The organism is Neoroseomonas oryzicola, assembly GCF_012163135.1.
GTDB lineage: Bacteria > Pseudomonadota > Alphaproteobacteria > Acetobacterales > Acetobacteraceae > Neoroseomonas > Neoroseomonas oryzicola.
The window spans coordinates 101,822-122,619 of the sequence record NZ_JAAVUP010000006.1 but is presented as its reverse complement, the minus strand read 5'-3'; the positions used below and the strand labels follow the sequence as shown (position 1 = coordinate 122,619).

Genomic DNA, 20,798 nt, shown 5'->3' with positions numbered 1-20,798 from the left:
TCAGGCGACGTCGGTCGTCTCGAAGGTCAGGCCCGAATAGAAGGTCAGGGCGCCCGGCAGGTTGGTGAAGCCCGTGACCTGGCGACGCATGGCGTAGCCCTGGCTGCGCCAGGTGAGGCCGACCATCGGCGCCTGCTCGATCGCGATGCGTTCCATCTCGCGATAGATGTCGCGGCGTTTGGCCTGGTCGAACTCGGCGCGGCCGGCCGCGAGAAGTTCGGTGATGCGGTCGATCTTGAGGCCGAAGGAGCGCACGTAGGAGGGCGAGAGCGAACCGTCGATGAAGTTCGCGATGCCGTCCGGATCGTTGGAATCGGCCGCCGTGCCCATCACCGCGAGGTCGTACTGGCCGCGGTTGCCGATCGCGACGCGCGTCGCCCAGTCGGGCAGGTTCAACTCCGCACGGATGCCGACGGCGGCAAGGTGCTGCTGCACCACCTCGGCGGTGTCCTTGTGCATGCCGTACTGCGCGGTCGAGAGCAGGGAACAGGAGATGCCGCCGGCGTGCCCGGCCTCGGCGAGGAGGCGCTTGGAGAGGTCCGGATCGTACTTCCAGCCCTCCTTGAACTCGGCATTGTAGAAGGGGCTCGATTCCGCGACGGGCAGCTGCATCAGCGCCGAGCCACGGCCGAAGAAGGCGGCCCGCACGAGCTCATCGCGCTTGATCGCATGCGCGACGGCGCGGCGGACGCGGTGGTCGTTGAACGGCGCGCGGGTGCCGTTGAACACCAGGAACATGAAGGCGCCGTCGACGGTGTCGAGCTTCAGCGCCGGGTCGGCGGCGATGGCATCCATCGACTGCCAGGGCACGTATTCGATCAGGTCGACATCGCCCGAGCGCAGCGCGGCGACGCGCAGGTTCTCATCGGCATAGGCGATGGCGCGGATGCGCTTGAGCTTCGGCAGGCCCGGGCGGAAGAAACCGGCGAAAGGCTCGAGCTCGATCGAGACGCCGCGTTCCTGCGCCTTGATCGTGAAGGGCCCGGCGCCGACGAAGCTGCCGCGGGGCGAATTCCGCGAGATGATCGGCAGGTGGTAGGACGCCATCATGATGGGCAGCGTCGCCACGGGGGCCTTGAGGAAGATCCGTACGGTGCGGTCGTCAGGCGTCTCGATGCGCTCGACACCCTGCATCTCCGCGCGGAAATAGGCGGTGGAGCGTTCTGCGGCGATCTGTTCGATCGTCCACTTCACGTCGGCCGAGGTCACCTTCTCCCCGTTCTGGAAGCGGGCGTCGCGCAGCTTGAATTCCCAGCCCTGGGTGCCGATCGGCTGCCAGGATTCCGCGAGCTCGCCGCGCAGCGCGCCGTCCGGCGCGTAGGAGGTGAGGCCGCGATAGATCATCAGCTTGACCGTCGCGGCGGCGGTGCCGGTGTTCGCCCAGGGCTGGATGCTGGGCGGGAAGGAGGAGAGGCCGAAGGTCAGCTCGCCCGGCGTACCGGCGCGGGCGCCGGGGATACGGAGGAACGGCAGCATCGCAGCGGCTGCGGAACCGGCCAGCACGGCACGGCGGGAGGTGGTCGGACCCATGCGAGACTCTCCTTGCTTCTTGCCCAGGCGGAACCCTGTGTCAGCCAGTGTAGCCGTAGACCTCCCGGGCGGTCGCGGGGCTGATGACGCCTTCCGCCAGGTCGCGCGCCACGGCGGCGCGGTCGCGCTTGTCCGGCGCGCCGTAGCCGCCGGCGCCGGGGCTCACCACGGCGAACCACTGTCCGGCCTTCAGCACCGCGTTGTCCTTGTCGAACACCACGCCCGGGCCGCATTCCACGGCGCCGTGGCCGCCGGCGCCACCGCCGAACAGTCCCCAGGACTTAGACGAGAGGCGCGAGACATCGACGCGCACGCGGCAATCGGCATCGGCGCGGTAGACGCGCCGCAGGCCCATGCCGCCACGGTAGGTTCCCGCGCCGCCCGATCCGTCCACGAGCTCGTAGCGCAGCAGGGTCAGCGGGTATTCGATCTCGAGCGCCTCGACCGGCAGGTTCGAGGTGTTGGTGACGTGGACATGCACGCCGTCGAGCCCGTCCTTGGTCGCGCGTGCGCCGGCGCCGCCGCCCATGGTCTCGAGATAGACCCAGATGGCGCCGTCATCCTCGCGCTGGCCGATGAAGGTCGCGACGGTGCAGACGGAGTTGGAGCAGGCGGTCACGCGGTCCGGCACCGCCTGGGCGAGGGCGCCGAGGATGAGGTCGGAGACGCGCTGGCAGGTCTGCACGCGCCCGTTCACCGCGGCCGGGTGACTGCAGTTCAGCACCGTGCCGGGCGGGGCGGTGACCGTCAGCGGCCGCGCCAGGCCGGCATTGGGCAGGATGGTCGGGTCGACCACCGACTTCACCACGTAGTAGGCGGTCGCCGCGAGCGCGGTCCAAGTCATGTTCAGACCGGCGCGCAGCTGCTTCGGGCTGTCGAAGTGGAGCGACATGGAATCGCCCTGCACCGTGACCTTCACGTGCAGCGGGAGTTGCTCGGTGACCTCGGTGCTCTCGAAGACATCCTCGAAGGTCCAGGTGCCGTCCGGCATCGCGGCAATGCCAGCGCGCATCTTGCGCTCGGCGTAGTCGAGCAGGGCGTGGCCGGCGGCCATGACCGTGGCCGTGCCATACTTGGCGCAGAGTGCCTGGAAGCGCTGCACGCCGACGCGGTTCGCCGCCATCTGCGCGCGCAGGTCGGACAGGCGTTCGCGCGGCACCTGGCAGTTCAGCAGGATGAGGTCGAGGACATCCTTCTGCAGCTCGCCCGCGCGGTAGAGGCGCACGGGCGGGATCCGAAGGCCTTCCTGGTAGATGTGCGCGTGGCCGCGGTCGGCGAAGTCGGAATGGTGGGCGAGGTTCACGGTCCAGGCGACGATGGTGCCGTCGACGAAGATCGGCTCGGCCAGGACGATGTCGGGCAGGTGGGTGCCGCCGCCCTCATAGGCGTCGTTGCCGACGAAGACGTCGCCGGGCTGCATCTCCTCGACGCGGTGCAGCTTCAGGATGTGCGGGACGATGCCGATGAAGCTGCCGAGGTGGATCGGGATGTGTTCCGCCTGGCAGAGCGTGTTGCCGCTGGTGTCGAACAGCGCGGTGGAACAGTCGCGCCGCTCTTTGATGTTGGTGGAGTAGGAGGCGCGGATCAGCGCCTCGCCCGTCTCCTCCACGATGGAGGAGAGGGCGGCGCCGATCACCTCGACGGTAATGGGGTCGAGCACGGGGGCGTGGGTCGCGGGCGCGTCGTTCATGCCGCCACCTCCAGGATCAGGTTCAGGTAGGCATCCACGCGGGCCGTCATGCCGGGCAGGACGACCGTGGTGGTGTCCATCTGCTCGACGATGGCGGGGCCGGTGAAGGTGTTGCCGGGCTTCAGCTTCTCGCGCGCGTAGATCGGGGTGGCGACGAAGGCGCCGGCCTCGGGGAACCAGACCTCGCGCTCGCCGATGATGGCGCCGGAAGCGTCGGGGCCGGCGTCGGGGAAGGACTTCAGTTCTGCCTTCTTCACGCGGCCGGTGGCTTCGAGGCGCAGGGTGACGAGCTGCACTGGCTCGCCTTCCGCGACGAAGCCGTAGCGCTGCTTGTGCGCCTCGGCGAAGCCTTCGGCCAGCGTGGCGATGGTCGCCGCGGTCACGGGGCCATCGGGCAGCGGCACGGCGAGTTCGTAGTTCTGGCCGGCGTAGCGCATGTCGGCGGTGCGGGTGAGGTGCCGGTCGGGGGCCGCGATCTCCTCATGCGCGAACCATTCGGCGGCGCGGGTCGCGAGGCCGTCGAAGGCCGCCGCGACCTCGCCGACCGACTCCGCCGTTGCCGGCAACAGCTTGGTCGCGGCGAAGTCGGCGCGCAGGTCGGTCAGCAGCAGCCCCATGGCGCAGAGGATGCCGGGATAGGGCGGCACCAGCACGCGCTTCATGTCGAGCTCGCGCGCCAGGCGCGCCGCATGCAGCGGACCCGCGCCGCCGAAGGCCATCAGCGTGTAGTCGCGCGGGTCGTAGCCGCGCTGCACGGAGATGACGCGGATCGCACGCGCCATGTTCGCGGTGACGACGGAGATGATGCCCTGGGCCGTTTCCATCACGCCGAGGCCGAGCTGCGTGGCGAGCCGCCCGATGGCGTCCTTCGCGAGGCCCTGGTCGACCTTCATGCGGCCGGCGAGCAGGTATTGCGGGTTCAGCGTCTGCAGCACCACGTTGGCGTCGGTGGTGGCCGGTTCGGTGTTGCCGCGCCCGTAGCAGACCGGGCCGGGATCCGCGCCGCAGGAGCGCGGGCCGACCTTCAGCAGGCCGCCGGCATCGATATAGGCGATGGACCCACCGCCGGCGCCGACCGTGTGGATGTCGAGCATCGGCGCCTTGATCGGATAGCCATGCACGATGGCCTCCGAGGTCAGCTTGCACGCCCCGCCATTGAGCAGCGCGACGTCGGTCGAGGTGCCGCCCATGTCGAAGGTGATCAGGTCCTCGTAGCCCGCCAGCGCGCCGATCGCCTGGGCGCCGACGACGCCGGTCGACGGGCCGGAGAGCACGGCGCGGACCGGCATTTCTGCGGCCGTGCCGAAGCCGATGACGCCGCCATTCGACTGCGTCAGGTGCGGCGTCGCGGTCATGCCGATGTCGCGCAGACGCGGGGTCAGGCGCTCGATGTAGTTGCGCATGACCGGGCCGAGATAGGCGTTCAGCACCACGGTCGAGAGGCGCTCGAACTCGCGGAATTCGGGGGCGATCTCGTGGCCTGCGCTGATGAAGACGTCGGGCATCTCCTCGCGGAGGATCTCGACGGCGCGCTTCTCGTGCTCGGGGCGGATGAAGCCATAGAGGAAGGAGACGGCGATCGCCTTGACCCCGGCTTCCTTCAGCGCCTTGGCGGCGGCGCGCATGCGGTCCTCATCGAGGGCGAGGTCGATGCGGCCATCATGGCGCACGCGCTCGGGCACCTCGTGGCGCAGGTCGCGCGAGACCAGGGTCGGCGGCTTGTCCGCCTGCATGTCATAGAGGTCGGGACGCTTCTGGCGGCCGATCTCGAGCAGGTCGCGGAAGCCGTCGGTGGTGACGAGGCCGGTCTTCACGCCGCGATGCTGGATCAGCGCATTCGTCGCGACCGTGGTGCCGTGGCCGAAATAGGCGACGGGGGCGCCGGGTTGCGCGGCGTCGGGGGCGACGCGACGCATGCCTTCCTCGACGCCCTGGGCAATGCCGCGGGAGGGGTCGTCGGGGGTGGAGGAGACCTTCCAGACCTCGACGCGGCCCGCTTCCTCGTCGAAGAGGCAGACATCCGTGAAGGTTCCACCGGAATCCACGCCGACACGCCAACGGGCCATGCTGATTGCCCCTCTCGCGGAAGAAACTTCGAACGGCCGTGACTATCCCGTTGCATTTTGACGCGCGGCAAGCGCTAATTTCATCCATCGGCAGTTTTCGCCAAAGAATTTCATTCTACGGAATTTTGTCGTGCCCGACGAACGATGAGCGCTGGATCGATGGAACAGGAGGCGGGTGCGGCCGGTAGCGTCGCGCGGGTCTTCAGCCTGTTGCGCCTCATCGGCGCGGCGGGCGGGGGCGGGATACGCCTTACCGACCTCGCCGAGCGCGCCGCGCTGCCGCGGCCGACCGTGCATCGCATCCTGCGCGCGCTCGGCGCCGAGGGCATGGTCGCCTTCGATGCGCGCGGCAAGCGCTACACGCTGGGCCTCGACCTGTTCCTCCTCGCGGCGAAGGCGGGGGACGTGATGGGGCTGCGCGACCTGGCGCGGCCGACGCTGCTGCGGTTGACGGCCTCGCTGGGCGAGACGCTGTTTCTGCTGGTCCACAACGGCTACGATGCGGTGTGCATCGAGCGCAGCGCGGGGCCGCTGCCGATCCGGTCCTTCACGGGGGATATCGGGGGGCGGGTGCCGCTCGGCATCGGGCAGGGGTCGGTGGCGATCCTTGCCTTCCTGCCCGCGGCGGAGCAGGACGAGATCATCCGCCACAACCTGCCGCGCATGCGCGACTATGGCGGGCCGGACGAGGCCTCGCTGCGGGCCGAGCTGATCCAGGTGCGGCGCGAGGGCTTCTGCGGCGGCGCCAGCGGGCTGATCCCGGGCATGGCGGGCGTGGGCGTGCCGATCATGGATGGCGACGGGCGCGCCGTCGCGGCGCTGTCGATCGGCACCACCACCGACCGGCTGTCGGCGGAACGCAAGCCGATCATTGCAGGCATGCTGAAGCAGGAAGCCGCGGCGATCAGCCGGCAGCTGAATCCCTTCGACCCGACGCTGCGCCGCGCCGCCGCGGCGATGAGCGCGGCGTGACGGCGCTACGCCGCGAGGATGCGCGCGAGGATGGCGGCGACGCGCCGTTCCGCCCTGGCGCGCAGCGGGTGGACGCCGTCCGCGACGACGCGCGTGCCGCGCACCCAGACCTCGTGGATCGCACCGTCGCGCGCGGCGAAGAGCAGGCTGTCGAGCATCCGCTCGCCGGAGCGCGCGGCGAAGGCAGGGGCGGCGGGATCCAGCAGCACCAGGTCCGCCCAGGCGCCAGGCGCGATGCCGGCGGGACCGGCGGCGAGCGCGCGGCTGCCGCCCGCGACGGCCGATTGCCACAGCGCCTGCCCGGTCGAGCCGCCGCGCGGCGCGAGCACGTTGCGCGAGCGCAGGGCGAGGCGCTGCGAATACTCGAGCGTGCGGAGTTCCAGCGGGGCGGAGATCAGCACGTTGGAATCCGTGCCGACGCCGAACAGCCCGCCGGCTTCGCGGAAGCCCGGCGCGGGGAAGATGCCGTCGCCAAGGTTGCTCTCGGTCACCGGGCAGAGGCCCGAAACAGCGCCGCATGCCGCCACCTGCGCGAGTTCCCCCGCCGTGCCATGCGTCGCATGGATCAGGCACCAGCGGTCGGAGAGCAGCCCGGCCTCAAGCAGTGCGGCGATCGGCGGCAGGCCCAGGATGCGGATCGAGGCCTCGACTTCCTTCACCTGTTCGGCGGCGTGGATGTGCAGAGGTTCGCCGTGCCGCGCCATGGCGGCGACGGCGCGGATCTCCTCGATCGTCGCGGCGCGCAGGGAATGCGGCGCAAGGCCGAGATTGGCGCCGGGCAGGCCGGCGATGGCGCGGCGGCTGCCCTCCACCAACGCCGCGAAGCCGTCGAGGTCATTGAGGAAGCGGCGCTGGCCCGGCACGGGCGGTGCGCCGCCGATCTCGCCATGGGCATAGAAGGACGGCAGCAGGGTGAGGTTGATGCCGGTCGCCTGCGCGGCCGCGGCGATGCGCACGGCCATCTCGGCGCGGTCGGCATGGGGCGTGCCGTCGGGGGCGTGATGCAGGTAGTGGAATTCGCCGACGCGAGTGAAGCCGCCTTCGAGCATCTCGGCATAGGCGAGGGTGGCGATGGCCTCGACGTCCTCGGGCGTGAGGTGCGCGAGGAAGCGGTACATGAGCTCGCGCCAGGTCCAGAAGGAATCGTCGCTGGCGCCGGCATGTTCCGTGAGGCCCGCCATGCCGCGCTGGAAGGCGTGGGAATGCAGGTCCGGCATGCCGGGCAGCGCGACCAGGCGGCCGGGAGCCGCATCGGGCGTGACGGTTGCGATGCGGCCGTCCGCATCCACTTCCACGCGCACGTCGCGGCGCCAGCCCTCGGGCAGCAGCGCCTCGGCGAAGACCATGCTGCGCATCGCGCGATCCCTCCTGGTGGCCGGGCGTCGGCGCCCGGAGCATCGCTAGCCCCGGCGCGCCGCGGCCGCAACGGTGTACGACGATGCTGGACAGCATCGCGCAGCGAAGTCACGCTGCGATGATGACAGCGCCCGCTGCCCTCGCGGTCGAGGATCTGCGCACCGAGTTCCGCATCGCCGGAACCTGGCGATCGGCCGTGCGCGGCGTGTCCTTCAGCCTTGCGCGCAACGAGACCCTGGCACTGGTCGGTGAGAGCGGCTGCGGCAAGTCGGTCACCGCGCTGTCGATCATGGGACTTGTGCAGCCGCCGCTCGGCCGCGTGGCGGGCGGGAAGATCCTGCTCGAGGGGCAGGAGGTTGCGGGCCTGCCGGAGAAGCAGTGGGAGAAGCTGCGCGGCGACCGCATCGGCATGATCTTCCAGGAGCCGATGACCTCCTTGAACCCGGTGATGACGGTGGGCGACCAGGTCGCCGAGGCGCTGGTCATCCACAAGGGGCTGTCGCGTGCCGCCGCGCTGGAGAAGGCGCGCGCGCTGTTCGAGGAGGTGAAGATCCCCTCGGCCGCGACCCGGCTGCGGGAATATCCGCACCAGTTCTCGGGCGGGATGCGGCAGCGCGTGATGATCGCGATGGCGCTGGCCTGCGAGCCTGCCGTGCTGCTGGCCGACGAGCCGACGACCGCGCTCGACGTGACGATCCAGGCGCAGGTGCTGGGGCTGCTCGCGGATCTGCGGGAACGGCACGGCATGGCGGTGCTGTTCATCACCCACAACCTTGGCGTGGTGGCGCAGATCGCGGACCGGGTGGCGGTGATGTATGCGGGCCAGATCGTTGAGGAAGGGCCGGTCGCGAACATCTTCGCCGGGCCGGCGCATCCCTATACGCGCGCGCTGTTCGCCGCGATCCCGCGCCTGGATCAGCCGCACCAGGCGCTGTCGGCGATCCCCGGGCGCGTGCCGCCACTGGACGCCATGCCGGTCGGCTGCGCCTTTGCCTCCCGCTGCGCGGACAAGCGCGCGGGCTGCGAGGCGCCGCAGGTGCTGGCGCATGTCGGCGCGGCGCATCGCGTGCGCTGCCATGTCGCCACCGGCGCAACCGCCTTCGAGGCCGCGGGCGTTGCGGCGCAGGATACCCGATGACGAACAGGGAGACTGGGACAATGAAACTTCGCGCGGGATTGCTGGCGGCGGCCTTCGCCATGGTCGCGCCGGCGGCGATGGCGCAGCAGGGCACGCTGCGCGTGGGCATGGCGGCGCAGGACATGGGACGGCTTGATCCGCATTTCGCCGTCTCGACCATCGATCGCGTGCCGATGCCCTGGATGTTCAACGGGCTGGTGCGCTTCCCGCCCGGATCGATCGACGCCGCCGCGATCGAGCCCGACCTGGCGGAGCGCTGGGAGACCAGCGCCGATGGCCGCACCTGGACCTTCCACCTGCGCCGCGGCGTGCGCTTCCACGGCAATTACGGCGAGCTGACCGCGGATGACGTGGTGTTCAGCCTGCGCAAGGCGGCGAATGCCCAGACCAGCGCCTTCAGCGCCGACCTGCGCGCCATCGAGACGGTCGAGGCGGTCGATCCCTACACCGTGCGCATCGTGCTGAAGGAGAACGTGCCGAACCTGCTCGGCATCCTCACCAACTATGCCGGCGGCTTCATCGTCTCCCGCCGCGCGGTCGAGGAGCGGGGCGACGGCTTCAACCGCGCGCCGATCGGCACGGGGCCCTTCGCGCTGGAGCGCGTGACGCCGAACCAGAGCGCGGAGTTCGTCGCCAACCCGGCCTATTTCCGCGGCGCGCCGCAGATCGCGCGGATCTCCTACCGCTTCATCCCCTCGGACGCCTCGCGTGACCTGGCCTTCCAGAACCGCGAGCTCGACCTGAACTACGGGCGGTCGGACCAGACCTGGGTCAACCGGGTGCGCCAGCAGCAGGGCGTCACGGTCGACGTGTTCGAGCCGGCCGAGCTCGCCATCATCAACGTCAACGTCACCCAGCCGCCGTTCAACGACATCCGCGTGCGCCAGGCGCTTGCGATGGCGGTGAACCGGGCGGAGCTGGTGCGCTGGCGCGGCCAGGACACCAGCCGCGAGGGGCAGTCGCTGGTGCCGCGCGGCTACCTCGGCTTCACGGCGGACAACGGGTTGCTGCCGCATGACCTGAACCGAGCCCGCGCCCTGCTGGCCGAGGCCGGGTATCCGAACGGGCTGACGGTGCGCGTGGTGCACACCCAGCTGCCGGAGATGCTGGCGGCGATGCAGGTGATCCAACAGCAGCTGCGCCGCGCGGGCATCACGCTCGACCTGCAGGTGGTCGAGCACGCGACCTTTCACCAGCAGATCCGACAGAATCTCTCGCCGCTGGTCTACTACTCGGCGGCGCGATTCCCGATCGCGGACATCTACCTGACGCAGTTCTACCATTCGCGCAGCATCGTCGGCACGCCGACCGCCGTGACGAACTTCTCGCATTGCGGCATGGCCGATGCCGAGATCGACGCGGCGCGGGTCTCGACCGATCGGGCCGAACAGCTCCGGCTCTGGGCGACGGCGCAGCGCAAGCTGGTGGAGAATGTCTGCGGCATCCCGCTGATCGAGACGCTGCTGGTCTTCGCCCGTCGCGACAATGTCGACTACGGCTATCAGCTCCGCGGCTCGCTGAGCCTCGGCCCGCAGATCACCGAAGCCTCGCGGCTGCGGTGAGGGGCGGCGCGGGCGGCCGATGATCTGGTTCGTCGCCAAGCGGCTGCTCGCGGCCGTGCCGACGCTGCTCGCGGTGCTGACGGTGGTCTTCATCATCGTCCGCATCGTGCCCGGCGACCCGGCGCTGGTGATTCTGGGCGACCAGGCGACGGCCGAGGCCGCCGCGGCGCTGCGCACGCGGCTCGGCCTCGATCAGCCGATGTGGGTGCAGTACTGGACCTTCGTCAGCAATGCGCTGACGGGGAATTTCGGCGCCTCGCTCGTCACCGGCCGGCCGATCCTCGAGGAAGTGGGCGCGGTGCTGCCGCACACCATCGACCTGACGCTGGCGTCGATGGTCCTTGGCGTCGTGGTCGGCGTGCCGGTCGGCATCTGGGCGGCGCTGCACCGCAATCGCGCGATCGACGTGGCGGCGCGGCTGCTGTCGCTGCTCGGCCTGTCCTTCCCGGTCTTCGTGTCCGGCATCTACCTGCTGCTGCTGTTCGGGCTGCATTGGCGGCTGTTCCCGGTGATCGGTAATGCCGACCTGTCCGACTTCGGCGACCGGCTGCACAAGGTGGTGCTGCCGGCGGTGGCGCTGGGGCTGACCATGGCGGCCTACATCACGCGCGTGACGCGCAGCGCGATGCTGCACTCCCTGGGCGAGGACTACATCCGCACCGCGCGCGCGAAGGGGGTGCCCTGGCGGCGCGTGGTCTGGGTGCACGGGCTACGCAATGCCTCCCTGCCGGTCGTCACCGTCGTCGGGTTGTATGTCGGCATCCTGATCGGCAATTCGGTGCTGACCGAGATCGTCTTCAACCGGCCGGGCCTGGGGAAGATCATCGTCGGCGCGCTGAACCAGCGTGACTACGCCATGCTGCAGGGGCTGATGGTGATCTACTGCTTCCTGATCGTCGTGGTGAACCTGGTGACCGACCTGCTCTACGGCGTGATGGACCCGCGGGTGAAACAGGCATGAGCGCGACCGCCGAAGCCCCCGCCATCCAGCGCGTGTCCGGCTGGCGCAAGGCGTTGGGGAAGGCGCGCAGCAATCCGACGACGCTGGTCGGGGCTGTGATCTGCCTCGTGATCCTGTTGGCCGCCATCCTCGCGCCCTGGATCGCGCCGCATGATCCGGCGGAACAGGACATCATCAGCCGGCTCGCGCCGCCGGGTGGGGAGTATCCGCTCGGCACCGACCAGTTCGGGCGGGACATCCTGTCGCGCCTGCTGTGGGGAGCGCAGATCTCGCTGACGGTTTCGCTCGGGGCCATTGCGGTCGCCTGCGTCATCGGCGGGTCGATCGGCATGGTGTCCGGCTATATCGGCGGGCGGTTCGACCTGTTCGTGATGCAGGTGATGGACGTGCTGCTGTCCTTCCCCTCATTGATCCTGGGCCTGATCGTGGTGGCGCTGCTGGGGCCGGACCTGGTGAACCTGGTTGTGGCGATCGCGCTGACCGCCATCGCGCCCTTTGCGCGCATCGCGCGCGCGCCGACGCTCGCGCTGAAGGAACGCGCCTTCGTCGAGGCAGGGCACGCGCTCGGCTACTCCCACCTGCGCATCATCTTCCGCCACATCCTGCCGAACATCCTGCCGGAGGTGATGGTCATGGCCTCGCTCTGGATGGCGACGGCGGTGCGCGTGGAGGCGTCGCTGTCCTTCATCGGTCTTGGCGTGAAGCCGCCGACGCCGACCTGGGGCGGCATGACGCGCGACGGGTTCGAGAACATCCTCGACAGCCCCTGGCTCGCGATCTTCCCCGGCATGGCGATCCTGCTGCTGGTGCTCGGTCTCAACATGGTGGGCGACGGGCTGCGCGACGCCACCGACCCGAAGCTGCGCAATGAGTGAGCCGCTCCTCTCCGTCCAGGGCCTGCGCAAGCACTTCGTGCAGCGCAAGGGGTTCCCCCGCCCGCGCACCGTGATCGTGCGCGCGGTGGAGGATGTCTCCTTCACCATCGCGCCGGGCGAGGCCTTCGGCCTGGTGGGTGAATCCGGCTGCGGCAAGTCCACGGCGGCGCGCGCGCTGCTGCGGCTGATCGAACCCGATGCGGGGCAGGTCACCTATCGCGGGCAGGATGTGCGCTCGGCGCGCGGTTCGGCGCTGAAGGCGCTGCGGCGGAAGATGCAGATCGTCTTCCAGGATCCCTATTCCTCGCTCGATCCGCGTCAGACCATCGGGTCCGCGCTGATGGAGCCGATGCGGGTGCATGGCATCGCCACGGGACGCGACGCGCGCGACCGGGCCGCCGCGCTGCTCGAGGAGGTGGGGCTGCCGCCGGGCGCGTTGGATCGGCTGCCGCATGAATTCTCCGGCGGGCAGCGGCAGCGCATCGGCATCGCGCGCGCGCTGACGTTGGAACCGGAGCTGATCGTGGCGGATGAGCCGGTCAGCGCGCTCGACGTCTCGGTGCAGGCGCAGGTGCTGTTGCTGCTGAAGCAGTTGCGCGAACGGCGCGGGCTGTCCTTCCTGTTTGTCAGCCACGACCTGTCCGTGGTGCGCTGGTTCTGCGACCGCGTGGCGGTGATGTATCTCGGCCGAATCGTGGAGGAAGGGCCGTCGGGCCGGGTGCTGGCCGATCCGCTGCACCCCTACGCGAAGATGCTGCGGGAGGCCTCGCCCGTGCCGGACCCGGCACAGCGCGGCGTGCTGCCACGTATCGTGGGAGAGATTCCCTCCGCGGCGAACCCGCCGCCAGGCTGCCCCTTCCATCCGCGCTGCGCGCAGGCGATGCCGGTGTGCTCGACCACGGCGCCGCGCTGGACCTCCGCCGCGGGCGGCGGCGGCGTGGCGTGCCACCTGCACGGCTGATGGCCGTTTGACGCGACGCGGGTGCGAGGCCACCCTCGCGCCATGGCCGATACCGACACCAATGGCAGCGCCTGGCGCGTGCCGCCGAGCGCTTATCTCGCGAACCGTCCCGCCGAGTATGCGCTGCCACCCCGCCCGCAGGTATCCTGCTACGTGCCGATGCCCGACGGGGTGCGCATTGCCGTCGATGTCTGGCTGCCGGAAGGTGCGACGGGGCCGCTGCCGGCGATCCTGATCCACACGCCCTATTACCGGCGCTTCGCGCTGGCGCCCGGTGCGACGGCGGAAGCCTGCCCCAACGCCGCGAAGTTCCGCGATGCCTTCGTGCCGCGCGGCTATGCGCTCGTCGTCGTCGATGCGCGCGGCACGGGGGCGAGCTTCGGCACGCGCGACAGTTTCCGCTCCCCGCGCGAACGCGCGGACAGCGCGATCATCGCCGACTGGATGGCGGCGCAGCCCTGGAGCGACGGGCGGCTCGGCGCGACGGGGATCTCCTATCCGGGCGCGGCGAGCGACTTCCTGGCCTCGACGGGGCATCCCTCCGTCAAGGCGATCGCGCCGCTGTTCGCGGTGTGGGACACCTGGTCGGATCATTACTGGCCGGGCGGCATCCTGCTCTCGGCACTCGCGCAGGATTACGACGACCTGATGGTCGCGATGGACCAGGACCGGCGCGACATGCTGCGCCGCGTGTCCTACTTCGCCGATCCGGCGCTCTGCGGCCCGGCACCGGTGGATGAGGACACGGATGGCAGCCTGCTGCGCGCGGCGCTCGAGGAACATGCGGGCAATGTGCGCCAGCCGGCCTTCATCGGCGGCTTCCCCTATCGCGACGAGGCGTTGCCCTACGATCCGTCCTTCACGGTCGCGAATATCTCGCCCTACCACTACCGGCAGGGCATCCGTCCGGAGGTCGCGATCTACTGCGTCTCGGGTTGGATGGACGGGGCGGGCTACGCCAATGCGGCGATCGCGCGCTACCTGACCATGGCGGGGAACCGGCGACACCTGCTGCTGGGGCCGTGGGACCATGGGGCGCGGATCAACACCTCGCCCTGGCGGGCGGGGGAGACGCCGGATTTCCCGCTCGTCGCGGAACTGATCCGCTTCTTCGACGAATACCTGATGGAGCGCCAGACGGGCCTCGCCGCCGAGGCGCCGGTGCACGTCTTCCACCAGCATGCCGAGACCTGGGAGGCGGCGGCGCAATGGCCGCTGCATGGCGAGGCGACGACGCTTGCGCTCGGCGCCGGCGGCGGCTTCGACGATGCGCCGGGCCAGGTCGCACATCGCACCGATCCGCGCTGGGGCAGTGGCTCGGGCACGCGCTATGAGCGCATCGCCGCCATCGATGCGCGCGCCTACCATACCGACTGGCAGGCGCGCGAAGCGCGGCTGACGAGCTGGACCACCGCGTCGCTGGACGATGCCATGGCGTTGACCGGGCATGCCATCGCGGAGCTGACCGTCGCGAGTTCCGAGCCCGATGCCTCCTTGATGGTCTATCTGAGCGAGGTCGAGGCCGACGGCACCGTGCGCTACGTGACCGAGGGCCTGCTGCGGCTGATCCATCGCGCCGAGGCGCCGCATCCCCCGGAGTATGTCTGCACCTGGCCCTGGCGCAGCTTCGCGCGCGCCGATGCGCGGCCGATGGTGCCGGGCGTGGCGGAGACGATCCGCGTCCCGCTGCTGCCGACCGGCTGGACCTTCGCGCGCGGCAGCCGTGTCCGCCTGTCGGTCAGCGGCACCGACGCCGACCATATCGGCCAGCATCCGCATGGCCGTCCGCCGCTGCTGACGGTGGTGACGGGGCAGGGCGCGTCGCGCCTGCATCTGCCCTGGCGCCCCGCCGCCGCGCCGTCCAGACTGACCGCCTGATTGCCGGGGGCCGACCAATGATGAAACTGACACGACGTGCCTTGCCTGTCCTGCCGCTGCTGGTGCCGCGGCTTGCTTCGGCGCAGGCTTGGTCGCCCTCGGGGCCGATCCGCGTGGTCATGCCGCAGGCGGCTGGGTCCTCGGGCGACATCATCCTGCGCTCGATGGCCGAGATCATGGCGCGCGAGCTCGGCCAGCCGATCGTGGTGGAGAACCGCCCCGGCGCGAACGGATCGATCGCCGCGACCTATGTGAAGCAGCAGCGGCCCGACGGGCAGACGCTGATGCTGCCGGGCGTGTCGATGGTGGCCTTCAACCAGCATCTCTATCGCAACCTGCCCTACGATCCGCTCAAGGACTTCACCTACATCGCGCCGGTGACGAACACCGCCTTCGTCGTCATCGCGAGCAAGCAGAGCGGCTTCACCACGCTGCGCCAGATGATCGACAAGGCGCGCGTGGAACCGGAGAAGCTGACCTTCTCCTCCGCCGGCATCGCCAACACGACGCATCTCGCGATGGAGATGCTGGCCGAGCGCGCCGGCGTGAAAATGACGCATGTGCCCTTCGGCGGGTCGCCGCAGGCGATGACGGCCGTGGCCTCGGGCCAGGTGGATGCGATGACGGCGGTGCTGGGCATCGCGCTGCCGCTGATCCGTGGCGGACAGGTGGTGCCGCTGGCGGTGGTGCGGGAGGCGCGGACGCCGGTGCTGCCCGAGGTGCCGACCCAGGCCGAGGCCGGCTATCCGGGCCCGATCTGCCCGGGCTGGTTCGCCCTGGTCGGGCCGGCGGGGATGCCGGACGCGGCGGTGCAGCGGCTCAACGCCGCGACGCGCACGGCGCTGATGGATCCGGGCGTGCGGGCGCGGCTCGATGCCGCGGATCTCGAGCCGTTGTTCTCGACGGCGGCGGAACTCCGCGCGCGGCTGGAGGAGGAAAGCCGCGTGTGGGGCGCCTTCATCCAGGCGCGCGGGCTGCGGCTGGAATAGCGGCGAGCCACGCGGCGATCTCCTCTGCCGGCAGCCAGGCTTCCAGCGCTGCGGCGGCCGAGGCCGGATCGGCCGGCTGCGGCGGCGTCGGCGTGTCCGGCGGCGTGCGGCTGAAGCGCGGCGCCGGGGCGGGCTGGACGACGCCATCGACCTCCAGATAGGTGCCGCGCGCCTGCATGTGCGGGTGTTGCGCGGCCTCGGCCATGCTCAGCACTGGCGCGAAGCAGGCATCGGTGCCTTCGAGCAGCGCGGACCATTCGTCGCGCGTACGCGTGCGGATCGCGGCGGCGAGGCGCGCGCGCGCCTCGGGCCAGCGGGCGCGGTCGGATTGCGCGGGGAAGTCTGCCGTATCGATGCCGAGGCGCTGCAGCAGCTCCGCGTGGAAGCGGCCTTCGATGGGCGCGATCGAGACCCAGCGTCCGTCCGCGCATTCGTAGCAATCGTAGAAGGGCGCGCCGGAGTCGAGCAGGTTTGTGCCGCGCTGTGCGTTGAACAGCCCGGCGGCGAGCAGGCCGTGGAAGCCGGTCATCAGATGGGCGGTGCCGTCGACGATGGCGGCGTCGACCACCTGGCCCCGCCCCGTGGTGCGGGCCGAGATGATCGCCGCCAGGATGCCGACCGCGAGATACATCGACCCGCCACCGAAATCGCCGACGAGGTTGAGCGGCGGCGTCGGGGGCTGCCCCTCGCGGCCGATCGCATCCAGCGCGCCGGTCAGCGCGATGTAGTTGAGGTCGTGGCCCGCGGCCTGGGCGAGCGGCCCGTGCTGGCCCCAGCCGGTCATGCGGCCGTAGACGAGGCGTGGATTGCGCGCGAGGCAGTCCTCCGGACCGAGGCCGAGGCGCTCGGTCACGCCGGGGCGGAAGCCTTCGATCAGCGCGTCGGATTCCTCGATCAGGCGCAGCGCCAGGTCGCGGCCTTCGGGACGCTTGAGGTCGAGGGCGAGGCAGGGCCGCCCGCGCAGGATCAGATTGTGGCGCAGCGGGCGCGGGATGCCGAGTTCTGGCGGCTCCGGACGGTCGATGCGCAGCACCGTCGCGCCGAGATCGGCGAGCAGCATGGCGCACATCGGCGCCGGCCCGATGCCGGCGAGCTCCACCACCTTGATCCCGGCGAGCGGGCCCTGGCGCGGCGCGCTCACGACGCCTCCGGCAGGACAAGGGCGCCGGAGGCGCGCAGGGCGTCGATCTCGGCCTCGGTGAAGCCGCCTTCGGCCAGCACGGCGCGGCCGTCGGCGCCGAGCGCCGGTGCGGGGTTGGTGATCTGCCCGGGGGTGCGGGAGAACCAGGCCGGCATGCCCGGGAATCGGACGGTGCCGAGCGGGGTTTCCTGCGCGGTGAAGAAGCCGACGGCCTCGAGATGCGGGTCGCGCAGCAGGGCGGAGGTCTCGTTGACGGGGGCGGCCGGGATCTCGGCGCGGGCGAAGGCGTCGAGCCATTCGGCGGTGCTGCGCGCGACGAGCGTCTCGCCGATGCGGGCATAGACCTCGTCGATCACCTTGGCGCGGTCCTTCAGCGTGGCGAAGCGCGGGTCCTTCGCCCAGGCGGGCTGGCCCGCGACGTCGAGGAAGGCGCGCCAATGCTTGTCGGTGTAGATCAGCGCCGCGACCCAGCCATCCGAGGTGCGGTAGGGACGGCGGTTGGGGGAGGCGGCGCGCGAATAGACGGGCTCGCCCTCCGGCGGATCGAACAACGCGCCGTTGATGTGATCGGTCAGCACGAAGTTCGCCATGGTCTCGAACATCGCGACCTCGATCTCCTGGCCCTCGCCGGTGCGGGCGCGGTGCAGCAGCGCCATCAGCACGGCGTAAAGCGCGGTGAGGCCCGAGACCTTGTCCGCGACCAGCGTCGCCGAATAGGACGGCGCGCCGAGCATCCGCCCCTGCAGCGCCGCCATGCCCGACATCGCCTGGATGGTGTCGTCATAGGCCGGGCCCTTGGCATAGGGCCCGCGGCGCGAGAAGCCGTAGACATTCGCATAGACGATGCGCGGGTTCACCGCCGCGATGTCGGCATAGGTGAGGCCGAGGCGCGCGATCGCGTCCGATCGCATGGCGTGGATGAAGACGTCGGCGGATTCCGCGAGGCGCAGCAGGGCGGCACGCGCCTCGGGGCGCTTCAGGTCGAGCGCCAGGCCGCGCTTGCCCCGGTTGAGATTGTAGAACATCGCCCCCAGCCCCGGCGCCCGGGAGACCGGCAGCTGGCGCGTCGTGTCGCCTTCGGGGCTTTCGACCTTGATCACCTCTGCGCCGTGGTCGGCGAGGATCTGCGTGCAGAAGGGACCCATCAGCACGGCCGTCAGGTCCAGCACGCGGATGCCGGCCAGCGCGCCGAAGCCGCGGCCGGGCATGTCCTTGGTCTGCTGCGTCATTCCGATCCTTCCTCCCGCACTGCGCGGTCCAGCCCCTCGCGCGCCTCGGGCGCGGCGATCGCGAGGAGGCGCCGGCGGCGTTCCGACAGCGTGCAGCCGCGCAGGTCCGCGGCGCCGAATTCCGTCACCACCACGTCGACATCGGCGCGCGGCGTCGTCACAGGGCCGGACAGCCGCGCGACGATGCGGCTGGCCCCGCCCGAGGCGCGGGCCGGCAGCGCGATGATGGAACAGCCGCCCTGCGAGCGCGATGCCGCGCGGGCGAAATCCGCCTGGCCGCCGATGCCGCCGACGATCGCACGGCCGGCCTGCTCGGCATTCACCTGGCCGGTGAGATCGACCTCGACCGCCGAGTTGATGGCGACGAGGCGCGGCAGTTGCGCCAGCACCGCGTCCGCATGGGTGTAGCCGCAGGATCGCACCAGCACGTCCGGGTTGCGATGGGCGAAGGCGTAGAGGGCCTCGCTGCCGACCAGCGTGGTCGCGACGCTGCGGCCGGTGTCGAGCGGCTTGCGCGCGTTGGTCAGCACGCCGCGCTGGATCAGCGCCATGCCGGCATCGCCGAGGATGCCGGAATGCAGGCCGAGGTCGCGATGACCGGAGAGACCTTCAAGGATCGCTTCGGGCAGTTCGCCAAGGCCGGTCTGGATGGTGCTGCCGTCCTCGATCAGCGCGGCGACATGGGCGGCGATGGCGCGGCCGGCGTCACCGATGCGGGATGGTTGGGTGACGTAGGGTGCGCGGTCGGTCTCGAGGATCGCGTCGATGCGGTCCGGGCTGATCGTGTCGTGGCCGAAGGTGTAGGGGACGCGCGGGCTGACTTCCGCGATCACGGTGCGCGCGGCGGCGATGGCGGCATCCACGTAGTCCACCACGCAGCCGAGGCTGTGCCGGCCATCCGGTCCGGGCGGGGAGAGCATCAGCAGCGCCACGTCGCAGCGGATGCGGCCCTGTGCGATCAGGCGGCCGGCCTGGCCGCCATGGACGGGCAGGACGTCGAGCACGCCGGCGCTCGCCAGCGCGCGCGCGGTGCCGAGGCCGCCGAGGCCGGTCATGCGGATGTGGTCGGCGTGTTCGGGTCGCAGCGCGCGGCCCATGCCGGTGCCGAGGAACACCGAGAAGGGGCCGAGGGCGTCGCGCTGCGCGACCATCGCGTCGACGAGGGTCGGAGGTTCGGCCGTCACCTGGCCCCAGAGGACCTGGTCGCCGGGGCGAATGAGGCCGGCCAGGTCCGGCGCCGCCGGGTCGAGCCGGCGCGGCACCTAGTAGGACTTGGGCAGGCCGAGCACGCGCTCGGCGATGTGGCTCAGGATGAGCTCGCGGCTGACCGGCGCGATGCGGGGGATCAGGCTTTCGCGCAGGTAGCGCTCGACATGGTATTCCTGGGCGTAGCCCATGCCGCCATGGGTCATCACCGCGGTCTCGGCGGCGGAGAAACCCGCTTCGGCGGCGAGGTACTTCGCGGCGTTGGATTCCGCGCCGCATTCCTTGCCCTCGTCGTAGAGCGCGGCAGCCTTCATCACCATCAGGTTCGCGGCTTCGAGATGCGCCCAGCAGCGCGCGAGCGGATGCTGGATGCCCTGGTTCTGCCCGATGGCGCGGCCGAAGACGCGGCGTTCCTTCGCGTAGTCGGTCGCCTTGCGCAGCGCGGCGCGGCCGATGCCCACGGCCTCGGCCGCGATCAGGATGCGCTCGGGGTTCATGCCGTGCAGGATGTAGCGGAACCCCTTGCCTTCCTCGCCGATGCGGTCGGCGACCGGCACTTCGAGCCCGTCGAAGAAGACCATGTTCGAATCGACGGCGTGGCGGCCCATCTTCTCGATCAGGCGGATCTCGACCTTGGCGCGGTCGATGTCGGTGTAGAAGAGCGACAGGCCGTCGGTCTTGCGCTTCACTTCGTCGATCGGCGTGGTGCGCGCCAGCAGCAGCATCTTGTTCGCGACCTGCGCAGTGCTGATCCACATCTTCTGGCCGCGCACGACGTAGTGGTCGCCGTTGCGCTCGGCCCGCGTCTTGAGCTGCGTGGTGTTGAGGCCGACATCGGGTTCGGTCACCGCGAAGCAGGGCTTGTCGGTGCCGGCGATGAGCGGCGGCAGGGCGCGCTGCTTCTGGTCCTCGGTGCCGAAGACGATGACCGGGTTGAGCCCGAAGATGTTCATGTGGATGGCGGAGGCGCCGGTCATGCAGGCGCCGCTCTCGGCCACCGCCTGCATCATCACCGCGGCCTCGGTGATGCCGAGGCCGCCGCCGCCATACTGTTCGGGCATCGCGATGCCGAGCCAGCCGCCCTTGGCCATGGCGGCGTGGAATTCCTCGGGGAAGGTGCCTTCGCGGTCCTTGCGCAGCCAGTACTCGTCGCCGAAGGAGGCGCAGAGCTTCAGCATCTGGTCGCGGATCTCGGCCTGCTCGGCCGTCAGTTCGAATGCCATGGACGTTCCCCGAGATGGATC

General features: G+C 70.6%; 16 protein-coding genes. 8 read left to right on the top strand and 8 right to left on the bottom strand.

Annotated elements, in window-relative coordinates:
* The 3 genes from GWK15_RS18595 to GWK15_RS18585 are packed head-to-tail and all read right to left on the bottom strand — an operon-like array spanning position 1 to position 5,286.
* Positions 1 to 1,530, bottom strand: a complete 1,530-nt coding sequence (locus GWK15_RS18595; protein ID WP_168042871.1) for an ABC transporter substrate-binding protein — start codon at positions 1,528 to 1,530, stop codon at positions 1 to 3.
* A gap of 40 nt (positions 1,531 to 1,570) precedes the next feature.
* Positions 1,571 to 3,220, bottom strand: a complete 1,650-nt coding sequence (locus GWK15_RS18590) for a hydantoinase B/oxoprolinase family protein (RefSeq protein WP_168042870.1) — start codon at positions 3,218 to 3,220, stop codon at positions 1,571 to 1,573.
* Complete coding sequence (locus GWK15_RS18585; RefSeq protein ID WP_168042869.1) at positions 3,217 to 5,286, bottom strand: hydantoinase/oxoprolinase family protein; 2,070 nt, start codon at positions 5,284 to 5,286, stop codon at positions 3,217 to 3,219. Before GWK15_RS18585 ends, GWK15_RS18590 begins: the two co-directional genes overlap by 4 nt.
* 159 nt (positions 5,287 to 5,445) lie before the next feature.
* Between GWK15_RS18585 and GWK15_RS18580 the strand changes: the two genes are divergently transcribed.
* A complete protein-coding gene (locus tag GWK15_RS18580; protein ID WP_168042868.1) occupies positions 5,446 to 6,258 on the top strand; it encodes an IclR family transcriptional regulator in 813 nt (270 codons plus the stop codon).
* 5 nt (positions 6,259 to 6,263) lie between these two features.
* Here the strand turns inward: GWK15_RS18580 and GWK15_RS18575 are convergent, their stop codons facing one another.
* Positions 6,264 to 7,613 (bottom strand): formimidoylglutamate deiminase, encoded by a 1,350-nt coding sequence (locus GWK15_RS18575; RefSeq protein WP_168042867.1) that lies wholly within the window; start codon positions 7,611 to 7,613, stop codon positions 6,264 to 6,266.
* Positions 7,614 to 7,732: 119 nt separating this feature from the next.
* Between GWK15_RS18575 and GWK15_RS18570 the strand changes: the two genes are divergently transcribed.
* The 7 genes from GWK15_RS18570 to GWK15_RS18540 are packed head-to-tail and all read left to right on the top strand — an operon-like array spanning position 7,733 to position 15,978.
* A complete protein-coding gene (locus GWK15_RS18570) occupies positions 7,733 to 8,752 on the top strand; it encodes an ABC transporter ATP-binding protein (RefSeq protein ID WP_245211741.1) in 1,020 nt (339 codons plus the stop codon).
* Between the two features lie 20 nt (positions 8,753 to 8,772).
* On the top strand, positions 8,773 to 10,314 hold the full coding sequence (locus GWK15_RS18565; protein ID WP_168042866.1) for an ABC transporter substrate-binding protein: 1,542 nt from the start codon (positions 8,773 to 8,775) through the stop codon (positions 10,312 to 10,314).
* 19 nt (positions 10,315 to 10,333) lie between these two features.
* Positions 10,334 to 11,275: an ABC transporter permease gene (locus GWK15_RS18560; RefSeq protein ID WP_168042865.1), complete on the top strand. Its 942-nt coding sequence runs from the start codon at positions 10,334 to 10,336 to the stop codon at positions 11,273 to 11,275.
* On the top strand, positions 11,272 to 12,150 hold the full coding sequence (locus GWK15_RS18555) for an ABC transporter permease (protein ID WP_168042864.1): 879 nt from the start codon (positions 11,272 to 11,274) through the stop codon (positions 12,148 to 12,150). The genes GWK15_RS18560 and GWK15_RS18555 overlap by 4 nt, the downstream gene beginning before the upstream one ends.
* Positions 12,143 to 13,111 (top strand): ABC transporter ATP-binding protein, encoded by a 969-nt coding sequence (locus GWK15_RS18550; RefSeq protein ID WP_168042863.1) that lies wholly within the window; start codon positions 12,143 to 12,145, stop codon positions 13,109 to 13,111. Before GWK15_RS18555 ends, GWK15_RS18550 begins: the two co-directional genes overlap by 8 nt.
* Before the next feature lie 42 nt (positions 13,112 to 13,153).
* A complete protein-coding gene (locus GWK15_RS18545) occupies positions 13,154 to 14,989 on the top strand; it encodes a CocE/NonD family hydrolase (protein WP_168042862.1) in 1,836 nt (611 codons plus the stop codon).
* Between the two features lie 41 nt (positions 14,990 to 15,030).
* Entirely contained in the window at positions 15,031 to 15,978 is a 948-nt protein-coding gene (locus tag GWK15_RS18540) for a Bug family tripartite tricarboxylate transporter substrate binding protein (protein WP_209442291.1), read from the top strand.
* On the opposite strand, the gene GWK15_RS18535 is transcribed toward GWK15_RS18540, so the two are convergent.
* The 4 genes from GWK15_RS18535 to GWK15_RS18520 are packed head-to-tail and all read right to left on the bottom strand — an operon-like array spanning position 15,947 to position 20,777.
* On the bottom strand, positions 15,947 to 17,119 hold the full coding sequence (locus GWK15_RS18535; RefSeq protein WP_211843985.1) for a CaiB/BaiF CoA transferase family protein: 1,173 nt from the start codon (positions 17,117 to 17,119) through the stop codon (positions 15,947 to 15,949). The genes GWK15_RS18540 and GWK15_RS18535 overlap by 32 nt on opposite strands.
* Positions 17,116 to 18,348: a CaiB/BaiF CoA transferase family protein gene (locus tag GWK15_RS26055; RefSeq protein ID WP_211843984.1), complete on the bottom strand. Its 1,233-nt coding sequence runs from the start codon at positions 18,346 to 18,348 to the stop codon at positions 17,116 to 17,118. The genes GWK15_RS18535 and GWK15_RS26055 overlap by 4 nt, the downstream gene beginning before the upstream one ends.
* Positions 18,345 to 19,610 (bottom strand): acetyl-CoA hydrolase/transferase family protein, encoded by a 1,266-nt coding sequence (locus GWK15_RS18525; protein WP_338147284.1) that lies wholly within the window; start codon positions 19,608 to 19,610, stop codon positions 18,345 to 18,347. The genes GWK15_RS26055 and GWK15_RS18525 overlap by 4 nt, the downstream gene beginning before the upstream one ends.
* The gene (locus GWK15_RS18520) at positions 19,611 to 20,777 is read right to left on the bottom strand and encodes an acyl-CoA dehydrogenase family protein (protein WP_168042861.1); all 1,167 of its coding nucleotides are present in this window, start codon (positions 20,775 to 20,777) and stop codon (positions 19,611 to 19,613) included.
* Positions 20,778 to 20,798: the final 21 nt, after the last annotated feature.

Coding starts and splice junctions, on each gene's coding strand:
- GWK15_RS18595 (WP_168042871.1), bottom strand. CDS start 1,530: ATGGGTCCGACCACCTCCCGCCGTGCCGTGCTGGCCGGTTCCGCAGCC.
- GWK15_RS18590 (WP_168042870.1), bottom strand. CDS start 3,220: ATGAACGACGCGCCCGCGACCCACGCCCCCGTGCTCGACCCCATTACC.
- GWK15_RS18585 (WP_168042869.1), bottom strand. CDS start 5,286: ATGGCCCGTTGGCGTGTCGGCGTGGATTCCGGTGGAACCTTCACGGAT.
- GWK15_RS18580 (WP_168042868.1), top strand. CDS start 5,446: ATGGAACAGGAGGCGGGTGCGGCCGGTAGCGTCGCGCGGGTCTTCAGC.
- GWK15_RS18575 (WP_168042867.1), bottom strand. CDS start 7,613: ATGCGCAGCATGGTCTTCGCCGAGGCGCTGCTGCCCGAGGGCTGGCGC.
- GWK15_RS18570 (WP_245211741.1), top strand. CDS start 7,733: ATGATGACAGCGCCCGCTGCCCTCGCGGTCGAGGATCTGCGCACCGAG.
- GWK15_RS18565 (WP_168042866.1), top strand. CDS start 8,773: ATGAAACTTCGCGCGGGATTGCTGGCGGCGGCCTTCGCCATGGTCGCG.
- GWK15_RS18560 (WP_168042865.1), top strand. CDS start 10,334: ATGATCTGGTTCGTCGCCAAGCGGCTGCTCGCGGCCGTGCCGACGCTG.
- GWK15_RS18555 (WP_168042864.1), top strand. CDS start 11,272: ATGAGCGCGACCGCCGAAGCCCCCGCCATCCAGCGCGTGTCCGGCTGG.
- GWK15_RS18550 (WP_168042863.1), top strand. CDS start 12,143: ATGAGTGAGCCGCTCCTCTCCGTCCAGGGCCTGCGCAAGCACTTCGTG.
- GWK15_RS18545 (WP_168042862.1), top strand. CDS start 13,154: ATGGCCGATACCGACACCAATGGCAGCGCCTGGCGCGTGCCGCCGAGC.
- GWK15_RS26055 (WP_211843984.1), bottom strand. CDS start 18,348: ATGACGCAGCAGACCAAGGACATGCCCGGCCGCGGCTTCGGCGCGCTG.
- GWK15_RS18520 (WP_168042861.1), bottom strand. CDS start 20,777: ATGGCATTCGAACTGACGGCCGAGCAGGCCGAGATCCGCGACCAGATG.